The sequence below is a fragment of the Bacillus cereus group sp. BfR-BA-01349 genome, assembly GCF_022663795.1.
GTDB lineage: Bacteria > Bacillota > Bacilli > Bacillales > Bacillaceae_G > Bacillus_A > Bacillus_A cereus.
In genome coordinates this window covers 1-19,069 of the sequence record NZ_JAKUGE010000051.1, presented here as the reverse complement: position 1 = coordinate 19,069, position 19,069 = coordinate 1, and the positions used below count along the sequence as shown (strand labels likewise).

Sequence of the window (19,069 nt, the reverse complement as noted above, 5' to 3'; positions counted from 1 at the left end):
TCCTTTATACGAAAAGAAAAAGTCTTTATATATGTACCCCACTCTGAAATAAACACATTTGCAAACAATTTAACATTCTCTTCATATCACGTTCTTTATAATGATTTAAACATGCAATTTGAATCCAATTATTCTTTTGTAAATAAGATGACTCATAATGAACGATGTATCCTTGTAATGCTAATGCATCGCCTACTACTTTAGAAGAATGATCTTCGCTCAATACAATAGTAAGTATAATTGGCCCGGCATGTTCTTTAGGTGAAACAAGCTTTAAACCCATATCAGTAATAACTTCTTCAACATAATCGAATGTCTCTTTAATTTTTACAAATGCCTTTTCATCTTCAAATCTCTTCAACGCTTCTTGCAATGCATAAATTAAATTCCATGATTGTGAGTATGGAATACTTTCATTTTCTTCATACATGCCAATGTCCATATAGGCCGGCACAGCCTCGTTTATTTTTACAATGTGGTTATGAAAAACGAAAGAAATTCCTGTATATGATTTAATTGCTTTACCGCTAACACCACTTGCAAAATACACATCCTTCAAGTCTAATGGTATTGCTCCAATTGAGCTTATGCAATCTACACATAGTTTCATTTGATTCTCGTTACAAAGAGTATTTAGCTCGTTTAAATCGTTTAACATTCCAGTAGATGTTTCATGATGAACAAACCAAATCCATTCATAATTTCCAGTTGTTATTATTTCTTCTAATTCGTTATAAATAAACGGCTCTCCCATTTCTTTTTTATAAGTATCAAAATGTAACCGTGCTCGTTTTGCATGTCCAACTAATCTATTTCCAAATTCTCCATTTGTTAATACTAGTCCTTTCCCTTTTAAAGAACGTAACTGTAAAGCAATCGCATCATTTGCTAACGTCCCTGTTCCTAACATAAGCTGTACATGTTTTGCTTTTGTCATGTGAAATAACCGTTTTTTTACATTGTCCATCATCACTTGAAATGACTTAAAGCGATGCGAAATAGGCCTCGTAGAAAATGCCTTTCGAACGTTCTCTTCAATATCTACTGGACCCGGTAAAAACGTATATTCTTTCGTCATAATCCCCCCAACACTCGACTCTTCAAACATAGCAGGGGTAACATACATTGGCTGGAAGGCTGCTTCTTCTGTACCAACTAACGTATGGAAAGATTTGAATCCCATTTGCTCATATAAAGCTAGTTCACGTGTTGTTGCAGAAATGAGCGCTAATTCATATCCGTTTAGAAGCAAATAACGATGTAGAAAACGAATTAATCCTAACAACGCTCTTCCATTTCTATATTCACGTTCTACTGAAAGTAAACGAATTTCATTCACTTTTTCTCCATGCTCTTGCAAATAAACATCTAAATTTGAGATTTTATAATCTAACGAGAATGGTCGTTTTCCCCGCACTGCGACCATACCTACTAATCTATCCTCATCTATACAAATTAAATATGTATTTTCTTTATGAAACCGATCTATACGAAAGCGGTCTTTCGTTTCTTCATGTTGTGGTATCTCTTCTACAAAAGTTTTATAATTTAATTTATGTATACTTTCAAATTCCCAATCTTGATCAGCAACTTTATAAATTAACCCCATGCCTTATCTCCTTTATCTATTTAATAAAAAATGATAAGTGGAGATTATCCCCACTTATTAAACATTCATTTTATTCTCGATTCACATATAGAATAAGTACAATAATCATTCCACTTAATATAGTGGTAACAATAGAATAAGAATAAAGAATCATACAAATTGGTAAACAAGCAATTGTAATTAGTCCTGGCTTCGTAAACCCTTTAAATATTAAATAAAATACAATAAAAATGCCTAAGAGGGTAAGCGCTATCAAATAATCAAATGCGATTAGTCCTCCTATAAATGTTGAAATACCTTTACCGCCCTTGCCTTTAAATAAAACTGGATAAATATGTCCAATAATAACGGCCAATAATGTTAACATTACGAATGTAGGATCTTCAAAAAGATATTTTGCTACAGCAACAACGATTGCCCCCTTAATCGCATCACCTAAAAATGTAGCGATGAAATACCCTTTTCCATATACGCGCCCCATATTTCTTGCGCCAGGATTTCCGCTTCCTTCATCCCTAATATCAACGTTATGTCTCAATTTTGTTACTATATAAGCGATCAATATGTTTCCAATTAAATAAGAAGCCACCAAATACAAAAACTGCATACTATTAATCATGTAATCATTCACTTTCTACATGGGATTACATATACAATATTCAATTACTACGTATATTGTACGTTTTTAACATACATCCCTTTATACATTTTAACATCATATTTTTACAAATCATACAAAAATTCTCATACACTATTTTTAAAAATATATATCCCTCATTAAATAATATGTTCCTTTCACTGCCATTTCTGCTTGTGATACGAATGTAATTTCTTTCATACTTTCTTCACAGCATTTCTTAAATACAGCAAATATTTCAGGAACTAAACGCAATATACTGCCACTTACTGCAATTGGCGTTGAGTACTTAAAGTTCAACTTGTTATAAACATTTACTGTAATCCTTGCTAATTCCTTTCCAGCTTGCATCATAATTTCATGCGCATCATCATTGCCATTTCTCGCTTCCTGAATAACTAATGGCGCGATTGCTGCAATTTTATCTTTAGAAGAAGTATATACTAAGCTTTTTATATGAGACGGTGTCAAAAGTTGAAACTGCCTTTGAATGTTCAAACTCAATGGACAAAGACTGATTCCTTGATCGAACTGAATTGTCATTTTCTTTAAAGCTTGTAATGCAATCCAATATCCGCTCCCCTCATCTCCTAAAATATGTCCCCATCCACCGCTATACTGATATACTTCTCCTTTCTTTCCGATACAAATTGCACCTGTACCACCTATAGTTAATATTCCATCCTTACCTTTTAAAGCAGCTGCATGTGCGATCATTGCATCATTAAAAATTTCAATTTTTGTTCCGTATTTCTTTTTTAAACGTAATGTTAATTCATTTGTATTCGCTCCGCTTATACCAGCTAACCCTAAACAAATACAAACGCAATGCTCATTTATTAAACTCTTCTGGCATTGATTAATTGCTTCCATAATATGCAAAAGTGCCTGATCAAAATCTATTAATACATTTCCAAATCTGCTCGTACCTCTTACAACTTCATTTCCATCTTGATCAAATGCGATTGCCTCGGTCTTCGTTCCCCCGCCATCTACTCCAATCATATACTTCATATGTTCGCCTCATTTTCATCTGCGTATGGAGGGAATGTTATATTCCCTAAAATTACGGAATTCTTAGCACCTGTTGCGCTCGGCACATTACTCGGATTACGATGATACGTTTCGTTTGCTAAAATAGCAAATGCAATTGCTTCTTTCGCTGCTGAAGAATGACCAATATCTTCTTGTATACATATGCTACATTTCTCTTCTCTTAATCCATTCCGTAACATTTCAACAAGTGTATTATTATAACTTCCACCACCACCTAAAATCACCTCATCAATTTCATAATACGGCAAAATAAACGCCTTATAATGATGAACAATTGAACATGCTGTAAACATCGTGACAGTTGCCAATTTATTTTCTTTACTATGCTTTTTAAATCGATTCAATAATTCAGTCACAAACGCTTCTCCAAACTGTTCTCTACCTGTTGATTTTGGTGGTTTCATGTTCAAAAATGGATGGTTCATGCAGTATGTTAAAATTTCATCTACAACTACCCCCTCCTTTGCAATCCAACCATTTTGATCATATGGTACATGAAATAATCTTTGACATACTTCATCGATTACCATGTTGCCTGGTCCAGTATCGAAAGCAATAACACTCTCTTTACTTCGTTTACTTGGAACAACTGTAACATTACCAATCCCGCCAATATTTTGTAGTAGTCTATTTTTAGTTTGATGCCGATATAAAATAACCTCTGAATATGGTACAAGTGGTGCACCTTGTCCCCCTGCCGCCATGTCCATCGTTCGGAAATTCGAGATAACCGTCGTGTTTGTTTCATATGCTATTACTGCTGGTTCCCCAATTTGCAATGTTGAAGAAATAATATTTTCTTCTTGCTTTGACTGATGATAAATCGTTTGTCCGTGAGAGCCTATTAAATCTAATTGTCTCAAAGGAAAATTGGCCTCTTTACAAACTTCCTTTACAGCATTGGCGAAGCATAAACCAAGTTTAAAATTCAAGCTACATATAAGTTGGACATTCGAAGTTTCAATTGATAACGCTTGTCGGATCTCATTTTTCATATCATTACAAAATGGAACAGTAGTAAAATGGATGAGTTCGATTTTAGAATCTACACCACTTCCTTCTATATGAACGAGCGCTACATCTATTCCATCTAATGAAGTACCAGACATTACCCCTGCAATATACATAACGTGCATGACCTCCTATTTACTAAAAAACAATCATGTAAGTAACCAACGTACAACCAATCGAAAACAATATAAATCTAAAAAACAACTGAGCTTTCGATGCAAACGATCCATCAATGAAAGAAACAACTACCGTAAGCAAAACGCTTGCCGCAATACTTGTAACGAGCCAGATACTATGCATTTGTGATAAATTTAGCATGCCTAATAAAGGGACAAAAAGTAAATTTGCACAAATCACTCCAAATAATAATAAAAACACACCTTTATAACTAAATTTTATATTCATTCAATTTCCCCCTTTCTAATTTTAATGTGAAAGAAGTGATAGACAAAAAGTCTATCACTCAAAATAACAGCATGCAGATTAAGGATTAACCGACTCTCCGTCACCATTCTTTTCAATTTCAAGCATATTTTTGTCGTACATTTTAAAGAATGGTAAATAAATAAGGAACGATATTGCTATATTTATAAAAACTAATACAATCGCACGCCAATCTCCACCTGTTGCTAAATATGCACCGATTGGAGCAGGTAATGTCCATGGCGGCATAATATGCGTTGGTGTTACAAATCCCATTGCGGTTGCAGCATACGCTATAGTAGCTGTTACTAACGGTGTAATGACGAAAGGAATAATTAAAATTGGATTTAATACGATCGGCAAACCGAATATAACCGGTTCATTTATATTAAAAATCCCAGGGACAATACATGTTCTCGATAATGCTTTCGAATATTTTGATCGACCAAATACAATCATAGCTAACACAAGCCCTAACGTTGCACCCGAACCACCAATCCAAATAAACCATTGATAAAACGGTTCTGGTGCAATAAACGGAAAATGACTCGCTCCACTTGCTACAGCTTCACCGTTCTTTCCTAAATACACATCCCAAAGTGGCCTTGCCACAGTACCTACAACTGATACTCCGTGTATCCCGAAAGACCAGAAAAACGTAATTAAAAATACAGGTATAATAACGCCAAAGTAACTATCACCAGCTTTTACTAACGGTGCGGCTAGTTTATCTACAACGTAATGTAAATCAACTTTAAAAACGACTGTAATAAGACTCATAATAATAATAACGAATGCTGCAGGTATAAGTGCTTCAAATGAACGTGATACTGACGGTGGTACTTGTTCTGGCATTTTTATCGTTACGTTATTCTTCTTACAAAATCTTAAAATCTCAACTGATAAAATAGAGACGATCATCGTCACAAATAATCCATGACCTCCAAGATTTGTCATCGGAAGCATGAATCCTTTTTTATCAATTAACTCAGGCGTTAATGTTAAAAGTAGTGAACATACCGCAAGCTGTGCTCCTGATAAAGCATCTAATTTATAACTTTTCGCTAAATTATATCCTATTCCAAATGCTATATATAAGGACATAATAAACATAGTTAAACGATATGGTATCAATATACTTGTTTGATTCTTTAATGCCCAAACCGATATGAAACTATCTTTCGGCAGTGGTGGAAATGCTACTATTAAAAAAAAGCTTCCTACTATAATAAATGGTAACGCCGAAATAACTCCATCACGGATTGCTTGTAGATGCCTCTGCTCAGAAAGCCTTGCCATCGGGCCAGATAAGTTTTTATCAAGAAACGTGACAAACTTATTCATAACGCTTCCCCCTAACTAATTAATTCATTTACAGTTTTTAATAAAGTCGGGCCTCCAAGTGGCGTGTACGCTTGCGGTGGAATGATGCCACACGGAATAGATTCCTCCTCTGCAAATTTTTTTACAGAGTCAAATCGGTGTCTTATTTGAGGTGCCACCATTACGACATCCCAGTCATTCTTTACTTCTTCCTCTACCTCATTCGTTCCAATTGCATGCACTTCCATGTTCACACCATTTTTCTCCGCTTCTTTTTTTAAAGCGTTTACAACAATTGCACTGGACATTCCTCCAGAACAGACGAACAAAACTTTCATTTATTAATCCTCCTATACTTATAATTTATTACCCTTCAAATGAAAGGAAGTTTCACTTTACTAACAAGCATATGAAGTAGTAAATGAATTTAGTTATAATGAAAGTAAATTTCATTAAAAATATTTTTCCTATTAAATTAATGTTTCAATATGCAATTTTCTCTATTGCAAAGTCAACCTCGCCTCCTATATTATTTTAAATAACCATATGATAGGGAGGCGTATAAATGATCGTTAAACGTTTATTAATGATATGTTGTATCGTCATCTTGTTCATCCCTTTCTCTTTCATTCCCCCTCACTCTACTTATGCTGAAGTAAATACTGCATACAAAAAACATGAATTACGTGCTGTATGGATTGCATCTGTTCTGAATATTGATTGGCCCTCAAAAACTGGCTTACCCATTGAAAAACAGAAACAAGAATTTATAAGATTATTAGACGATGTAAAAAGCACTGGTATGAATGCAGTTGTTGTACAAATTAAACCAACCGCTGATGCTTTCTATCCTTCAAATTACGGTCCTTGGTCTGAATACATTACAGGAACACAAGGAAAAGATCCTGGTTATGACCCGCTTGCATTTATGATTGAAGAAACTCATAAAAGAAATATAGAATTCCACGCTTGGATTAACCCATACCGAATAACGATGAATCACACCGATATAAATCGATTATCGAATAATCACCCTGCAAGGCAACATCCCAATTGGGTTGTCTCTTATGGCGGAAAGTTATATTACAATCCCGGTATTCCAGAAGTGAAAAAATTTATAACAGAAGGTGCTTTAGAAATCGTGCAAAATTACGATATTGATGCGCTGCATATGGATGATTATTTTTATCCATATAAAGTAGCCGGTGAAGAATTTCCAGATCAGAAAACGTACGAAACATATAATAACGGTAGATTTACAAATATAGAAGATTGGCGACGTAACAATGTAAATGAACTTGTAAAAGATTTAAATACTGCTATAAAACAAGAAAAATCATATGTAAAGTTTGGCATTAGTCCGTTCGGCGTATGGAGAAATATAGCTGACGATCCGACTGGCTCTAACACAACCGCAGGCCAAAGAAACTATGATGACCTTTATGCTGACACACGTGAGTGGATACAAAAAGGATATATTGACTACATTACACCGCAAATATATTGGAATATAGGTTTCACCCCAGCTGCATATGACATATTAGTAGATTGGTGGGTTAAAGAAACAAATAACAAACCGATTCACCTATACATCGGTCAAGCGGCCTATAAAATTAATAATAACTCCGTCCCTGCTTGGTCTGATCCAGAAGAATATCCAAGACAAATTGCATTAAACCGGCTATATCCTGAAATAAAAGGTAGTATGCATTTTAGCTTAAAAGATATTAATAACAATCCACTTGGAGTTAAAGATAGACTCTCAAAAGACATATATAAATATCCTGCATTAATCCCGCCTATGCCTTGGCTTGATCATGATCCACCAAAACAACCGACTTTAAAAGGCGCCATTCCAAGAGATGAAGGTATTGCAATCGGTATCATTGACAATAGAGATAATGATTCTGCTTATTACGCTATTTACCGCGCGAATGGGAAAAATGAAGTGGATATACAAAATCCGAAAAATTTACTTACTACTGTAAGAAAAACAAAACTTGGAGAAATTTATGTAGATAAAACAGTTATTTCTGGAGAAACGTATACGTATGTCGTAACTGCAGTTGATCGATTGCATAATGAAAGTGTGGCTTCTAGTAAATCTACTATTCAAGCAAAATAAAAGTAAAAGCCCCCATTTTTTTGAATGCGGGCTCTTACTTTTATTTTCGTAGTTCACTATATTGAATATGAATTCTATTCTCAGGGTTTTTATCTACTGTGTAAAGTACAAATAAGAAGAACCATTCTAGTGGCTTCATTAAAATATAAACAAAATCAGCCGACCATTTCGTATTAATATGTTTACTAATCGGATAACCGTATTTATCATAAAAATTACGAATAACTTTATGACATTTTGGTACCCGCTCCTCAATTACATTTTCAAAAGCGTTCGCAATTAATAACTGTCGATTAACTGTAATTCTTTCCCCATGCCTAATTCCTGCTCGTAATGGCTTAACGATGTTTTTATGGCCTTTCACAGAAACTGTACATAAATAATGCCCATCGCCGGAGACAATTTGAGGACTTGGGGCAGGAATCTTAGAATAATTAAAACTACTTGTTTCCATAAACACTCTTATAAAACTATCTGGTTTTTGGCCAAACAGTATTAAAATAAATTGAACAATTAACAAGACAGGAAATAAACTTATCATCCAGACTGTAGCCATTTTTTGATATCCAAAAGAAATACGATACAGCAATAATATAATTCTGTTGCTCTGCGTATAATCTTTCTCATTCTGAGATTGTATGAAATAACCTAATGTATTTCTTAATTTAGCTAAGAATAATAGACTAAAGGCAAGCATTCCAACTTGAATACAAAAGACTGGAATGTATCTCAATCCTCCTAATTCCGTATAAAAGGCAAAGCCTGTATGGGTAATATAGATGAATGTATATACAATGTTTACTATCATTAAAGTACTATAAAAAATATAAAATATTGGTGAAAGTTTTATTAATCCTGTTGTTAATCTCCAATACGAAACTCCACCTAAAATAACTAAGAGAACTACTATCGCAATGTAGTCATGGGCTAAAGAAGCATATTGATCAGACATCATTCCGTTCTTTTCAAATTTATGTAATGGTATTCCTGCTCTTACATCATTTGCATTCCACATAATACCTAAACCAAAGATAAAATAACTCAAACCCATTGATAATATTTCCTGCGGCTCGAACTTTAGTATACTTGAGGAATTCTCCTTCTTCGATTGGAAACTATCCCAAGCTTTACTAATAGGGTAGCCAAGAAATAAAAATAGAATTACAAATAGTATGACTAACTCAAATAGCACAATATCATACCCCTTTTATAATAATTGTTTACACAAAGTATAAAAAAACACTCTATATTTTACCATTTATTAACGTTTGTATATACAATTTCACAAAAGATTACACTCCCTCAATTCAAAAAAAACGCCTAAAAGCTGAAACATTCAACTTTTTAGGCGATCTCTTCTATTTATTCTTAAACTTCTCAGTCGCTGCTCTCATCTTCACATTTAAATCGTGATCAATTGAGTCGCGAATATCTCGCTCTACTACTTCCATTTCTTTTTGGAAATTTTCCAAGTAGATTTTCAGTTCTTCTTCCTTCTCTGGTCTTTGTGAAGGTGGTAATTGTACTACCAACGATAACATGGCCGTTAAATCTTTCATTAAGAACGTTTCAAGTTTATGTTGTTGTTCAAACATGCGTTGCTCTTGATAGTACGGAAGTGCATTCAATACTGAAATTGTAATATCATCAACCGTTCTTTGTAATGAAGGATTTATTGAGCGTTTATACGCTTGAATTGTATTTAATGCGTCTGGATAACGGTCATAAAAATACAATTTGTAAAATGATAAGTCTGTCGGTTTTACAGTTTGCTGTGTTTCTTGTCTTAAGAAATCTTTCACTTTCATCGCAGCTACATCAATATCTTCATTCGTAAGCTTTTTCGTAGTTTTTGCCATTACATGCACTTTTTTCTGCTTTTCCTTCGGTAACATCGAGAAGACTTGTTCTCTCGTACGTTGACCTGATGCACAAAATAGAGTATTTAATGTATTTTGTTCTTTCTTTCCTTCAGTGTGAATCCAACGATAAAACAGTGGATGTTGTGTAAATTCTTGTAGAAACGGTATTGATTTGTTTGATAACTTGTCTAAAGAATCTTGCGCTCTTTTATATGGCTTCGTCCATGAAAAATACAGCTTCCGTCCGAAATATACCACTAAAACAACGACAGTAAATGCTATTAAAAGCAATGTACCGAGTAGTAATAATACTGTTTGAATGAAACTCATTTGTTCACCTCCTCTAATAATCCGTTATTTCCTTGGACGCTGAATGAGTTTCTGCTTCATCTCATCATTAAATGTGTCTAGTTCAATAACGAACTTCTTACTTGACTCGATAATACGTTCTGACGATTTTTCAGATGCTTCAATTGCAGCGAACACATTTTGGAATGATTCACGTAATTTATCCATGCTAATAGCAGGGTTTTCAAGCAATTTTGTCGTTTCTTCTGTATTTTGTTTTAACGCTTGAGAATTACTTAATACCATCGATTCAATTGCTTCATTTGTCGCATTCACTGCATCGATTGTTTTCCGTTGATTTGTTAACGCTAACTGAATAGCAGCTGAAACCGTTACAACGTTTTGCGTCATCGTAATTGCATTACGAATTGCCTCTGTTAACTTTTCATTATTTTTCTTAATAATGTCTACAGATGCGATAGATTGTAATAAAACACTTTTCGCTTGCTGCATATTACGTGTACGTACAAGTATCTTTTCTAACGCATCGTTAATTAATGGAATATCTCTTTGACGTTCTGGATTTTGTTTCTCAGCTTCCAGCATGCCAGCAAGTTTTCTCCCTAAGTATACTTGCTTATCAAGAGCGTGAATTTTATCATGCGATTGCTCTTTAAGCATTTCAAGACCAACTGTATCTTCTTGTAAGTTGTCACGACCAATTAGAAGGGATCTTATAATCTCCTCAATTTGCTTATCTATAGATTGATATTTATGCACGTATGTTTCAAGTAGGTTTTTCTTGAATACTTTAAACATAATTTTCTTCATACCACTTGCTTTTAATGAATTCGGATCAAGTTCTGATACCACTTTTCGTAATTCTAACAATGTATTTGGAATTTCTTCGTTTTTTCCATTCATCATCGCTGTTACAGGACGTTTTAATGCTGACAACGTTTGTCCTGCTGCTTGTTGCTCTTTATCTCCTAAATCTCCTAGCTGAGACAATACTTTTGATAAATCTGTATTTTGCTCGCTATTTAACTTTTGTACATAAAGATCAGCTTCTTTATTCAGTTCCTCTAATTCTGCATCTTTTATAACTGTATCAACCACTACTTCTACATTATTATCTTTCACGATCGATACAGGTTCTTTTTTCTCGAATTCAGTCAACAAAATCGCTCCTTTATTTATATGTGCGAATTTATATGCACTATATTTCATCAATTATATCGTATTTCATATACATTCTGACTGCTTGAAATCGATTTTTTTAGAAATGCCTGTTTATGCAGTCATTCCCTGTTTCTTACTATAAGTATACCTGTAATCAACATAATTTTCCTCAGACTTAAGACCTAGAGAACGACATGCTGAAGGCGGATTCTTCGTATGTTACGTATATAAATTATGTTCTTCTATCCTTCTGTACTCAATCTTTTGACATACACCCTTTTTCAATGTGATAATTATATTACGCTATACCCTATTTCTTCTTATGCGCTACAAATGCTCCATTTTGAAATGCCAATAAAACCGTTTCAAACATTTCATCTTCTTCTATCATTTTTATAAACTCATCTAATTCACTCGCATGAGAGGTTGCGTTATCAACAACAAGAAAACCCTTTGGTTGTAAAATGCGTTTTATATGCTCAAGCCACCACATGTATTGCGTACGCTCTGAATCTAGGAAAATAAAATCAAATGAATGATCTAATTGCGCATCTAAAAATGCCCCTGCTTCTTGATTATGAACATCAATCCTTTGTAAAAGGTTTGCCTTTTCAAAATTGACAAGTGCCTCTCCAACTCGTTCTGAAGAAAGCTCTACAGTTGTTACATTTCCATTTGTTTCTTCTACCGTATTAGCTAACCACAATGTAGAATAGCCATTAGAAGTTCCGATTTCTAAAATGTTTTTTGCGCTACACCCTTTTACTAAAATTGATAAAAATTGCCCCATCTCACGAGTAATATTCCGTAATTTTTCTTCCCGTGTTTTTTTATTTCGATCATGCTCTTCTCCATATTGTTCAAGTTGAAATAATAATGAATCTAACGTATCCATTTTTTTCATCGCCTTTCCAAAGCAATATGATGAAAAAGCTCTTGCTGCCCGTCTACTTTTTATTATATGCGAAACAAAAACCTTTTTCCTGTTATATGACAAAGATTTATAATTTTTTATAGCATATTGTTTCGTTTTTTGGTAAAGTTAATTTCTACGTGCAATTATTCCATTCATATTATTTCATATTAAAATTGCAGTTATTAAATTATATAAACCCCATTTAAATGAATCGGTATTTCAAATTCAATTAAGCGCCCTTTTCGGACGCATTTTCTTTGTTTATATATTTCCAGAAGAAAGGATGCTTACAAATGAACGTGATTAGCTTAGATGCTGCTCGAAAACGAAAGCAGCATAAAAAATTAATGATTACTATACCGATTATTACACGTATTTATGAAGAGGACGGGGAAATTAAATTTGAGGTAGCTGGCGAAAAAGATGTACCTCTTGAAATGTTAGAAAAATAATAAAAAAACGCATTTCTGAAGAAATGCGCTTTTTTATATTTTTACATTTAAATGCATAAGTTTTTCAGGGTTAACCATCATATAAATATTTGAAATTTTCTCATCCTCAAATGCAAACGAAAGAACATAAGTTACTTTATTATTTATTGTAACTATAACTCCTGGTATACCATTGACCATTTTGAAATCAACAGTGTACTCTTCTGTCAATCGTTGTGCAATCCCAAAGAACAAACGTATAATTCGATCCGCAGAATAAATCGGGTTAATAGCAGTCGTAACTTTACCACCACCATCAGCTTTGAGTATAGCATCTGTTTTTAATACTTCTAACATACCTTCCGCATCCCCACACTGTAATGATGATACAAACTTTTCAACATAAGAAGCCATTTTCTCCGTGCTTAATTTTGATTGCTTCGGTTTCTCCAACATGCTTTTTCGAGCACGTTGAAAGATTTTCCTGCAGTTCACACTACTCTTATCAACAATTGAAGCTATTTCTTCGTATTCATAACTGAAAACCTCTCTTAATATGAAAACAATCCTTTCTACCTCAGATAATTGTTGTAAAAGTAATAAATATGCGGTGGAAAGGGATTCTTTCATTATAAATGACTTTGATGGCTCATCACTCTCTTCTACAATTGGCTCTGGCAACCACATCCCTACATACACGTTACGTTTATGCGCTGCCGATCGTAATTTATCAATTGAACGATTTGTCGCCATCTTACATAAATATGCTTTCATATTTTCTATAGATTGAGGATCTTCTATATTATTTAGCGAGATAAATACATCCTGAACGATATCCTCAGCATCCATAACACTCCCAAGGATTCTGTATACTAACGAAAATAATAATGGTTGATACGCTTCATATAACTGCTCCGTTTCCATGATGAACTGCCTCACTTTCATATTGCTTTAAAATGTGTAACGCTGCACGTTTCCCGCTTGCTACCGCAGCATCAGCTAATATTTCATCATGCCCTGCCCAATCTCCTGCAACATAAACACCTGGCATTTCAGGTATATTAGGACCCGGCTTTTCAACACGGTCAATATGAGGAAAATCATGTACTACTGTTATTTTCGGTAAATATTGCTGTGCAACAACTTCTCTTTTCCAATTTGGATGTAACAACTCCATCGTACTTTCCAACTGTTCTTTATCTTCATGAATATGATTCATCTCTAGCATAGGATTATGGTACTTAATTAGACTCACTGCAATTGATCCATCTTCACTTAATTTAGCTGCTCTCGATTGATTTGTGAAAAATATAGGTTGATCTAATCCTAATACAAATTGATGTGTAGGATTGGGTAATTGTCTCAAGCCAATATCTAATGCAGCAACAGTAACCGGTACCGATTGTTCACTCCATCTATGCAAACTTGTTCCTTCTGCACCTTTTATTATTTTACAAGCCTCTTTTGGCGGAGTCGTCACGATGACTGTACCTACTTCAAAAACCTCATCATCAACACAATGTATTCTTTGTTTATCTTCATAATGCTCTATTTCCAAAACATGCTTTTTAGCCAAAAATTTTACCCCGACATCATTCGCTAAATCTCTTAATTTTGTTATTATCGTCTCCCAACCACCATCTACATAAAGCACTCCTGCTTTTATAGAAAGCTGTATTTGCTTTAGTACAGATGATGCTAATTGTATTGTAGGAGCAAACGTATATGTTGTTGTCCGGCATAGCGCATAAAATATATTGCGAACCATTGGATCTTTTATTTCATTTTCTGCCCATGTAGTTAGACTCATTTTCGGAACTTCTCCTACATCTAAATTTCCTAAACGAATCATAAGACGTGAGAATTGTACTTTTGCAGACCACGAAAGTAGTGGTGTTGATAAAATTGAGCGAAAATCTGTTGGGATGGTGAATATATCCCCTTTCCATATTCCATGTGCTTTTGTAGATGGTATTCCACCTGGAAGATTCAAACCGAGCTCATTAAAAGTTATAAACGCTGCTCCGCCTCTATATAAAGCATGTGCACCAAGATTCATGCAGATTCCATTTTTATTTATAGTCATCCCTCGGCCACCGAATTGACTGGATTTTTCTAATACAATCACTTTCTTTCCAGCTTTCGCTAAATATATAGATGCAGTTAATCCAGCAAGCCCACCGCCAATAATTGCTACATCAAATGTATTCATAATAAAATCCCTCCTTATCGTTCTACATACAAGACGAACGATTAAGGAGGGATGTGACATGAAAATAAATTTTTATTACCCTACTTTATTTCATTACTTTTTAATTCGGTCATATTGCATACGAAATAACTCAATTGCAAATGGAATATCCTCTTCACTCTTTATATAATAACTGATCCATCCTGATTCAGGTAATACGTGATGTGGTTTTACCAATCCTTGCTTCACTAATTCATCTCGCTTTAACTTCGGAAATGGTAAATCAGCTAATTTATCACCATGAAGATGGCCAAGTTCTTTCTTACCATAATTTATTTCAATACCACCAAATCGATGCGGTTTTTCAGAAACACCCGCCCAGCTGAGTACTTCATTTCTAATCATTTCACTAAATGACATGAACATTCACTCCTTATAAATGATTGATGTACTTTTAAATTAACATTTTCATTACTTTTTTCCATCAATCCAAAGTATGAATGGGAATACGAATATAGTTTAGTATTAACACCTTATTCTTTATGAAATAAGTGAATTTATTAAGCTGCCGACAACAGCACAAAACAAAGACTAGACTCATATCCTAATTTTGTAACCTAACTTCCCTATAGAAAGGCGGGTAATACAATTGACTGCCAACATCGACTATACCTCTCCCTCAACCAATTTTACTTATGATGTAAATAAAAGTAATTTTTTTCGGAAAGATGCCCAAAATTATATAAATGTACTCGGTATTAAACAATTAAATACTTTAGAAAATACTTCTTTATTAGATATTTATTTAAGTACAGGAAATGTTGTAGAACCACATATTCATCAAAATGCAGCTGAACTTGTTTATTGTATTTCAGGGTCTGCTGTTGTTTCTTTACTTAATCCATTTACGAATCAAATTTTAAACTTACCGATAAAACCGGGGCAAGTTGCCAACATTCCACAAGCGTGGTGGCATTATGAAATTGCTACAGCAGATAATACTCATTTATTAGCTATTTTCAATGCCCCAGCGCCAGAAGTTATTTTCAGTTCTGATATTTTAAGATTAACTCCGGCTCATATGATGGCCCATACTTACTGCCTCAATGAACAACAATGGAAACAAGCGGTTTCCCCTATTCAATCAACTACTGTAATTGGTCCTCCGGCAAACTGCAATCAAAACCGTGAAACGAAAAATTATCCAACCCAGCCCCTCGCTCAACAACATAATCCGCATCACCAAGATTCTTATTACTTTCCTCTTTACTGGGGCTATTAATTTGTAAATTTTCAAAAAAACACAGTTTATCTCCTAGGAAAATACCGAGGAGATTTTTTTATTGTATCTTCTCTTCCTATTAAAAATAGTAACAATTGATAGTGTACATACATATAATATTTATATATTAAATTGGAGGTGATAGTACTATGAGTAATTATAACTATCGAAAAAACTACTCTTATAATAAAAATAGTAGCTCTTCAGCATCCTCTCAATCTTCCAATTCTCAATCTTCCAATTCCCAATCGCAAAGAGACTTAGCCGAGCAAGGCTATGTAAAGAAAAAAGGATGTAACTGCAATAAAAATAAATAGTTTATTTTATGGATGAATTCTTTTTTAAAAGAATTCATCTTTTTTTGCTGATCGGAAATTTTTAAAGTTACATAACTTATGCCTTAAATGAGAAAGGGTAAATTATACTTTTTTATACGAACTTAATAAAGAGTAATTATTCAATTGATTTATTACTTATTTCCTCAAAAAATATAGTCCTTCCTAAATTTATTAGGAAGGACTATATGCAAACCCCTGTTTAATTTCCTACTAAACATTGTAACAAATTAAACGATATTAATACCTGCACTTACAAATCCAGCAACTGCAGCTATTGGACTTGCTGCTGTTAATGAAACATATAACAGTATTTTATCCCCAGCTGCTACTGGAATAGCTTCAGGTATGATTCCTGATGCTGTAGAACCAATCGCTATTGCGGCAAATGCTGGTGTTAATAAAAGAGGTGCGCCTTGTACTGTAAACGTATTGCTTGCTGCAGGTGCAGTTAATATTTGTATTTGCACTTGAACAGGTGATAATGGAGCTAATGCAGCTGTTGCACTAAAGAAACCAGCTAATGACGTAATAACCCCTGCGCGTGGTGCTACAAATGCATAATCACCTACACCTAATGCTAATGTGATACTTGTTCCACCAGTTAAAGCTACACCAGGCTGACTAAATCCAAATCCAAGAAGAGTTCCTGTATTAGCTATTAACGCGTTAACTAACGCAGATGGTGTTGTACCTGAAGCAAATGGAATAATAGCTCCGCCACCAGTTGCACCAGTTGCTCCTGTTAAACCTGTTGCTCCTGTTGGACCTGTCGCTCCTGTTAAGCCTGTTGCTCCTGTTAAACCTGTTGCTCCCGTTGGGCCTGTCGCTCCTGTTAAGCCTGTTGCTCCTGTTAAACCTGTTGCTCCACCAGTACCTGCTGGACCTGTCGCTCCTGTTGGGCCTGTTGGACCTGTCGCTCCGCCTCCTGGACCTGTTGGACCTGTTGGACCTGTTGCTCCGCCTCCTGGAGTAGCACCAATTAATTGAGTTAATAAGTTTAATAAAAGTTGTAAACTTGCAGGGTCAATAATTAAAGAGAAGAAGAATGGTGCAAGAGCACTGTAGAATTGTTGTAATAAAGAAAGTAATTGACTTAGATTTGGGTTAGGAGATTGTAGTAAATTAATAATACTTTGAATTAATTGTTTTAAGAAATTCCCTTCTGGGGAAGGTGCTAATTCATTTAGTAAGTTCAATAGTTGAGTAAACAAATTGAGTAAAGCTAATCTGTTTGCATCACTTGGATTTGCAAAAAACGCTGCAATAGCCGCTATTAAAGAGTTTAGTAAAGTAATTAATCTACCTAATTGCTCACTAGTAATTGGAACTGTTTGTGGATTGTTACAGCAATCTGGAGTGAAAACAATCGGATTATTGCAGTGGTTATGACCAAAACAATTATTGTTTGTCATTTATGTCCTCCTTACTTGTTTTATATTTGAGTTTTTCCTATTATAAGGATCATAAAGTTGTAAAAAAATATGTTATATATTGACTTAAAATAGGAAACATGAAATATAATTAAACTTACAAACGCTATTTAATTATGTTCATGACTCACATATTAATTATATGTTTTTAATAATTGACTGCTTAGATTAAATACCTAAACTTACGGGTTTATTTTATTTTTCCACGTTTATCTCTTAGGTTTAAATACACATATTAATTTGAATATACTCAACAATTAACAGTGCTATTTTTTTATATAAATATACATTATTTCTTTACTAAGATTGTGTTCTCTTTTTAAGCATGAAGCCGTTTGTATTATAGAGAACTCTCATATAATATATTGAAAAATTCATTTTATATTTTATTCCAATACACTGTGAAAAGGATTGAAGTTAAAATTCCTATCATTCAACCATTTATGACAGCTAGAAATTGAATGTACCTTCACTTAATTTTAACTATTTAAATATAAAACAAAAAAAGACAGATTCCTTTTCATTAAGGATCTGTCCTTTTAATTAATAATGATAAATTGTAATATAATTGAAGATCCTTGCGATGGAGGTTGAGTATCCAATAAAGTTAATTTACCAGTACTCACCTCATATAATGGCTGTGGTTGCATTATTCCATTAATAAATAAATTAATATATGAAACTTCACTAGGCGATAATATATTCGTTGTACCATATTGAGGTATCCCATCGGCATCTGTATATATAAGTTTCTCTCCATCTGCAAAAGTATAATATAACAAATTGGTTGTTGTGATAGGACCAATACCCCCAGTAGGGCCTGTTGCTCCGGTTGGGCCTGTTATTCCGGTTGGCCCCGTTTCTCCGGTCGGCCCCGTTATTCCAGTCGGGCCTGTTGCTCCGGTCGGTCCCGTTTCTCCGGTTGGGCCTGTTATTCCGGTTGGGCCTGTTGCTCCGGTCGGGCC

General features: G+C 34.3%; 19 protein-coding genes. 3 read left to right on the top strand and 16 right to left on the bottom strand.

The window, feature by feature from the left end; translation table 11 throughout:
• Positions 1-25: 25 nt before the first annotated feature.
• The 7 genes from MR169_RS22620 to MR169_RS22590 all read right to left on the bottom strand — a co-directional run bounded on the left by MR169_RS22620 (position 26) and on the right by MR169_RS22590 (position 6,397).
• Positions 26-1,609 carry an aminotransferase class V-fold PLP-dependent enzyme gene (locus MR169_RS22620; RefSeq protein ID WP_242320069.1) on the bottom strand — a complete coding sequence of 528 codons (1,584 nt, stop codon included), beginning with the start codon at positions 1,607-1,609 and terminating at the stop codon, positions 26-28.
• A gap of 70 nt (positions 1,610-1,679) precedes the next feature.
• Positions 1,680-2,228, bottom strand: a complete 549-nt coding sequence (plsY, locus tag MR169_RS22615; protein ID WP_242320068.1) for a glycerol-3-phosphate 1-O-acyltransferase PlsY — start codon at positions 2,226-2,228, stop codon at positions 1,680-1,682.
• A 138-nt stretch (positions 2,229-2,366) separates the two neighbouring features.
• Complete coding sequence (locus MR169_RS22610) at positions 2,367-3,260, bottom strand: BadF/BadG/BcrA/BcrD ATPase family protein (RefSeq protein ID WP_242320067.1); 894 nt, start codon at positions 3,258-3,260, stop codon at positions 2,367-2,369.
• Entirely contained in the window at positions 3,257-4,429 is a 1,173-nt protein-coding gene (gene anmK, locus MR169_RS22605; RefSeq protein WP_242320066.1) for an anhydro-N-acetylmuramic acid kinase AnmK, read from the bottom strand. The genes MR169_RS22610 and anmK overlap by 4 nt, the downstream gene beginning before the upstream one ends.
• Positions 4,430-4,451: 22 nt before the next feature.
• Positions 4,452-4,718: a hypothetical protein gene (locus MR169_RS22600; RefSeq protein ID WP_001021966.1), complete on the bottom strand. Its 267-nt coding sequence runs from the start codon at positions 4,716-4,718 to the stop codon at positions 4,452-4,454.
• A 78-nt stretch (positions 4,719-4,796) separates the two neighbouring features.
• Positions 4,797-6,080, bottom strand: a complete 1,284-nt coding sequence (locus MR169_RS22595; RefSeq protein WP_001032289.1) for a PTS sugar transporter subunit IIC — start codon at positions 6,078-6,080, stop codon at positions 4,797-4,799.
• An 11-nt stretch (positions 6,081-6,091) separates the two neighbouring features.
• Entirely contained in the window at positions 6,092-6,397 is a 306-nt protein-coding gene (locus tag MR169_RS22590; protein ID WP_000865905.1) for a PTS sugar transporter subunit IIB, read from the bottom strand.
• Between the two features lie 227 nt (positions 6,398-6,624).
• Between MR169_RS22590 and MR169_RS22585 the strand changes: the two genes are divergently transcribed.
• Complete coding sequence (locus tag MR169_RS22585; protein WP_000636011.1) at positions 6,625-8,184, top strand: glycoside hydrolase family 10-like protein; 1,560 nt, start codon at positions 6,625-6,627, stop codon at positions 8,182-8,184.
• A 40-nt stretch (positions 8,185-8,224) separates the two neighbouring features.
• On the opposite strand, the gene MR169_RS22580 is transcribed toward MR169_RS22585, so the two are convergent.
• From MR169_RS22580 to MR169_RS22565, 4 genes are all read right to left on the bottom strand, one after another.
• The gene (locus tag MR169_RS22580) at positions 8,225-9,376 is read right to left on the bottom strand and encodes a DUF6688 domain-containing protein (RefSeq protein WP_016117914.1); all 1,152 of its coding nucleotides are present in this window, start codon (positions 9,374-9,376) and stop codon (positions 8,225-8,227) included.
• Between the two features lie 166 nt (positions 9,377-9,542).
• Positions 9,543-10,376 (bottom strand): DUF3974 domain-containing protein, encoded by an 834-nt coding sequence (locus tag MR169_RS22575; RefSeq protein WP_242320065.1) that lies wholly within the window; start codon positions 10,374-10,376, stop codon positions 9,543-9,545.
• A 24-nt stretch (positions 10,377-10,400) separates the two neighbouring features.
• The gene (locus MR169_RS22570) at positions 10,401-11,513 is read right to left on the bottom strand and encodes a toxic anion resistance protein (RefSeq protein ID WP_242320064.1); all 1,113 of its coding nucleotides are present in this window, start codon (positions 11,511-11,513) and stop codon (positions 10,401-10,403) included.
• A 313-nt stretch (positions 11,514-11,826) separates the two neighbouring features.
• Positions 11,827-12,420 (bottom strand): O-methyltransferase, encoded by a 594-nt coding sequence (locus tag MR169_RS22565; protein WP_242320063.1) that lies wholly within the window; start codon positions 12,418-12,420, stop codon positions 11,827-11,829.
• Positions 12,421-12,725: 305 nt separating this feature from the next.
• On the opposite strand from MR169_RS22565, the gene MR169_RS22560 reads away from it, so the two are divergent.
• A complete protein-coding gene (locus tag MR169_RS22560; protein ID WP_001100984.1) occupies positions 12,726-12,884 on the top strand; it encodes a hypothetical protein in 159 nt (52 codons plus the stop codon).
• Between the two features lie 33 nt (positions 12,885-12,917).
• Here MR169_RS22560 and MR169_RS22555 read toward each other — a convergent pair whose 3' ends face one another.
• The 3 genes from MR169_RS22555 to MR169_RS22545 form a co-directional block, all read right to left on the bottom strand.
• Positions 12,918-13,787, bottom strand: a complete 870-nt coding sequence (locus tag MR169_RS22555) for a sigma-70 family RNA polymerase sigma factor (RefSeq protein WP_242320062.1) — start codon at positions 13,785-13,787, stop codon at positions 12,918-12,920.
• A complete protein-coding gene (locus tag MR169_RS22550; RefSeq protein ID WP_001091200.1) occupies positions 13,765-15,075 on the bottom strand; it encodes a phytoene desaturase family protein in 1,311 nt (436 codons plus the stop codon). The genes MR169_RS22555 and MR169_RS22550 overlap by 23 nt, the downstream gene beginning before the upstream one ends.
• Positions 15,076-15,168: 93 nt before the next feature.
• Positions 15,169-15,474, bottom strand: coding sequence for a luciferase domain-containing protein (locus tag MR169_RS22545; protein WP_000010317.1), 306 nt, complete (start codon positions 15,472-15,474; stop codon positions 15,169-15,171).
• Positions 15,475-15,703: 229 nt separating this feature from the next.
• On the opposite strand from MR169_RS22545, the gene MR169_RS22540 reads away from it, so the two are divergent.
• The gene (locus tag MR169_RS22540) at positions 15,704-16,336 is read left to right on the top strand and encodes a cupin domain-containing protein (RefSeq protein ID WP_242320061.1); all 633 of its coding nucleotides are present in this window, start codon (positions 15,704-15,706) and stop codon (positions 16,334-16,336) included.
• A 565-nt stretch (positions 16,337-16,901) separates the two neighbouring features.
• Here MR169_RS22540 and MR169_RS22535 read toward each other — a convergent pair.
• Positions 16,902-18,086, bottom strand: a complete 1,185-nt coding sequence (locus tag MR169_RS22535) for an exosporium glycoprotein BclB-related protein (RefSeq protein ID WP_242320060.1) — start codon at positions 18,084-18,086, stop codon at positions 16,902-16,904.
• A gap of 557 nt (positions 18,087-18,643) precedes the next feature.
• Positions 18,644-19,069: DUF4183 domain-containing protein (locus tag MR169_RS22530; RefSeq protein WP_242320059.1), on the bottom strand; the 426-nt coding region annotated here is incomplete at its 5' end.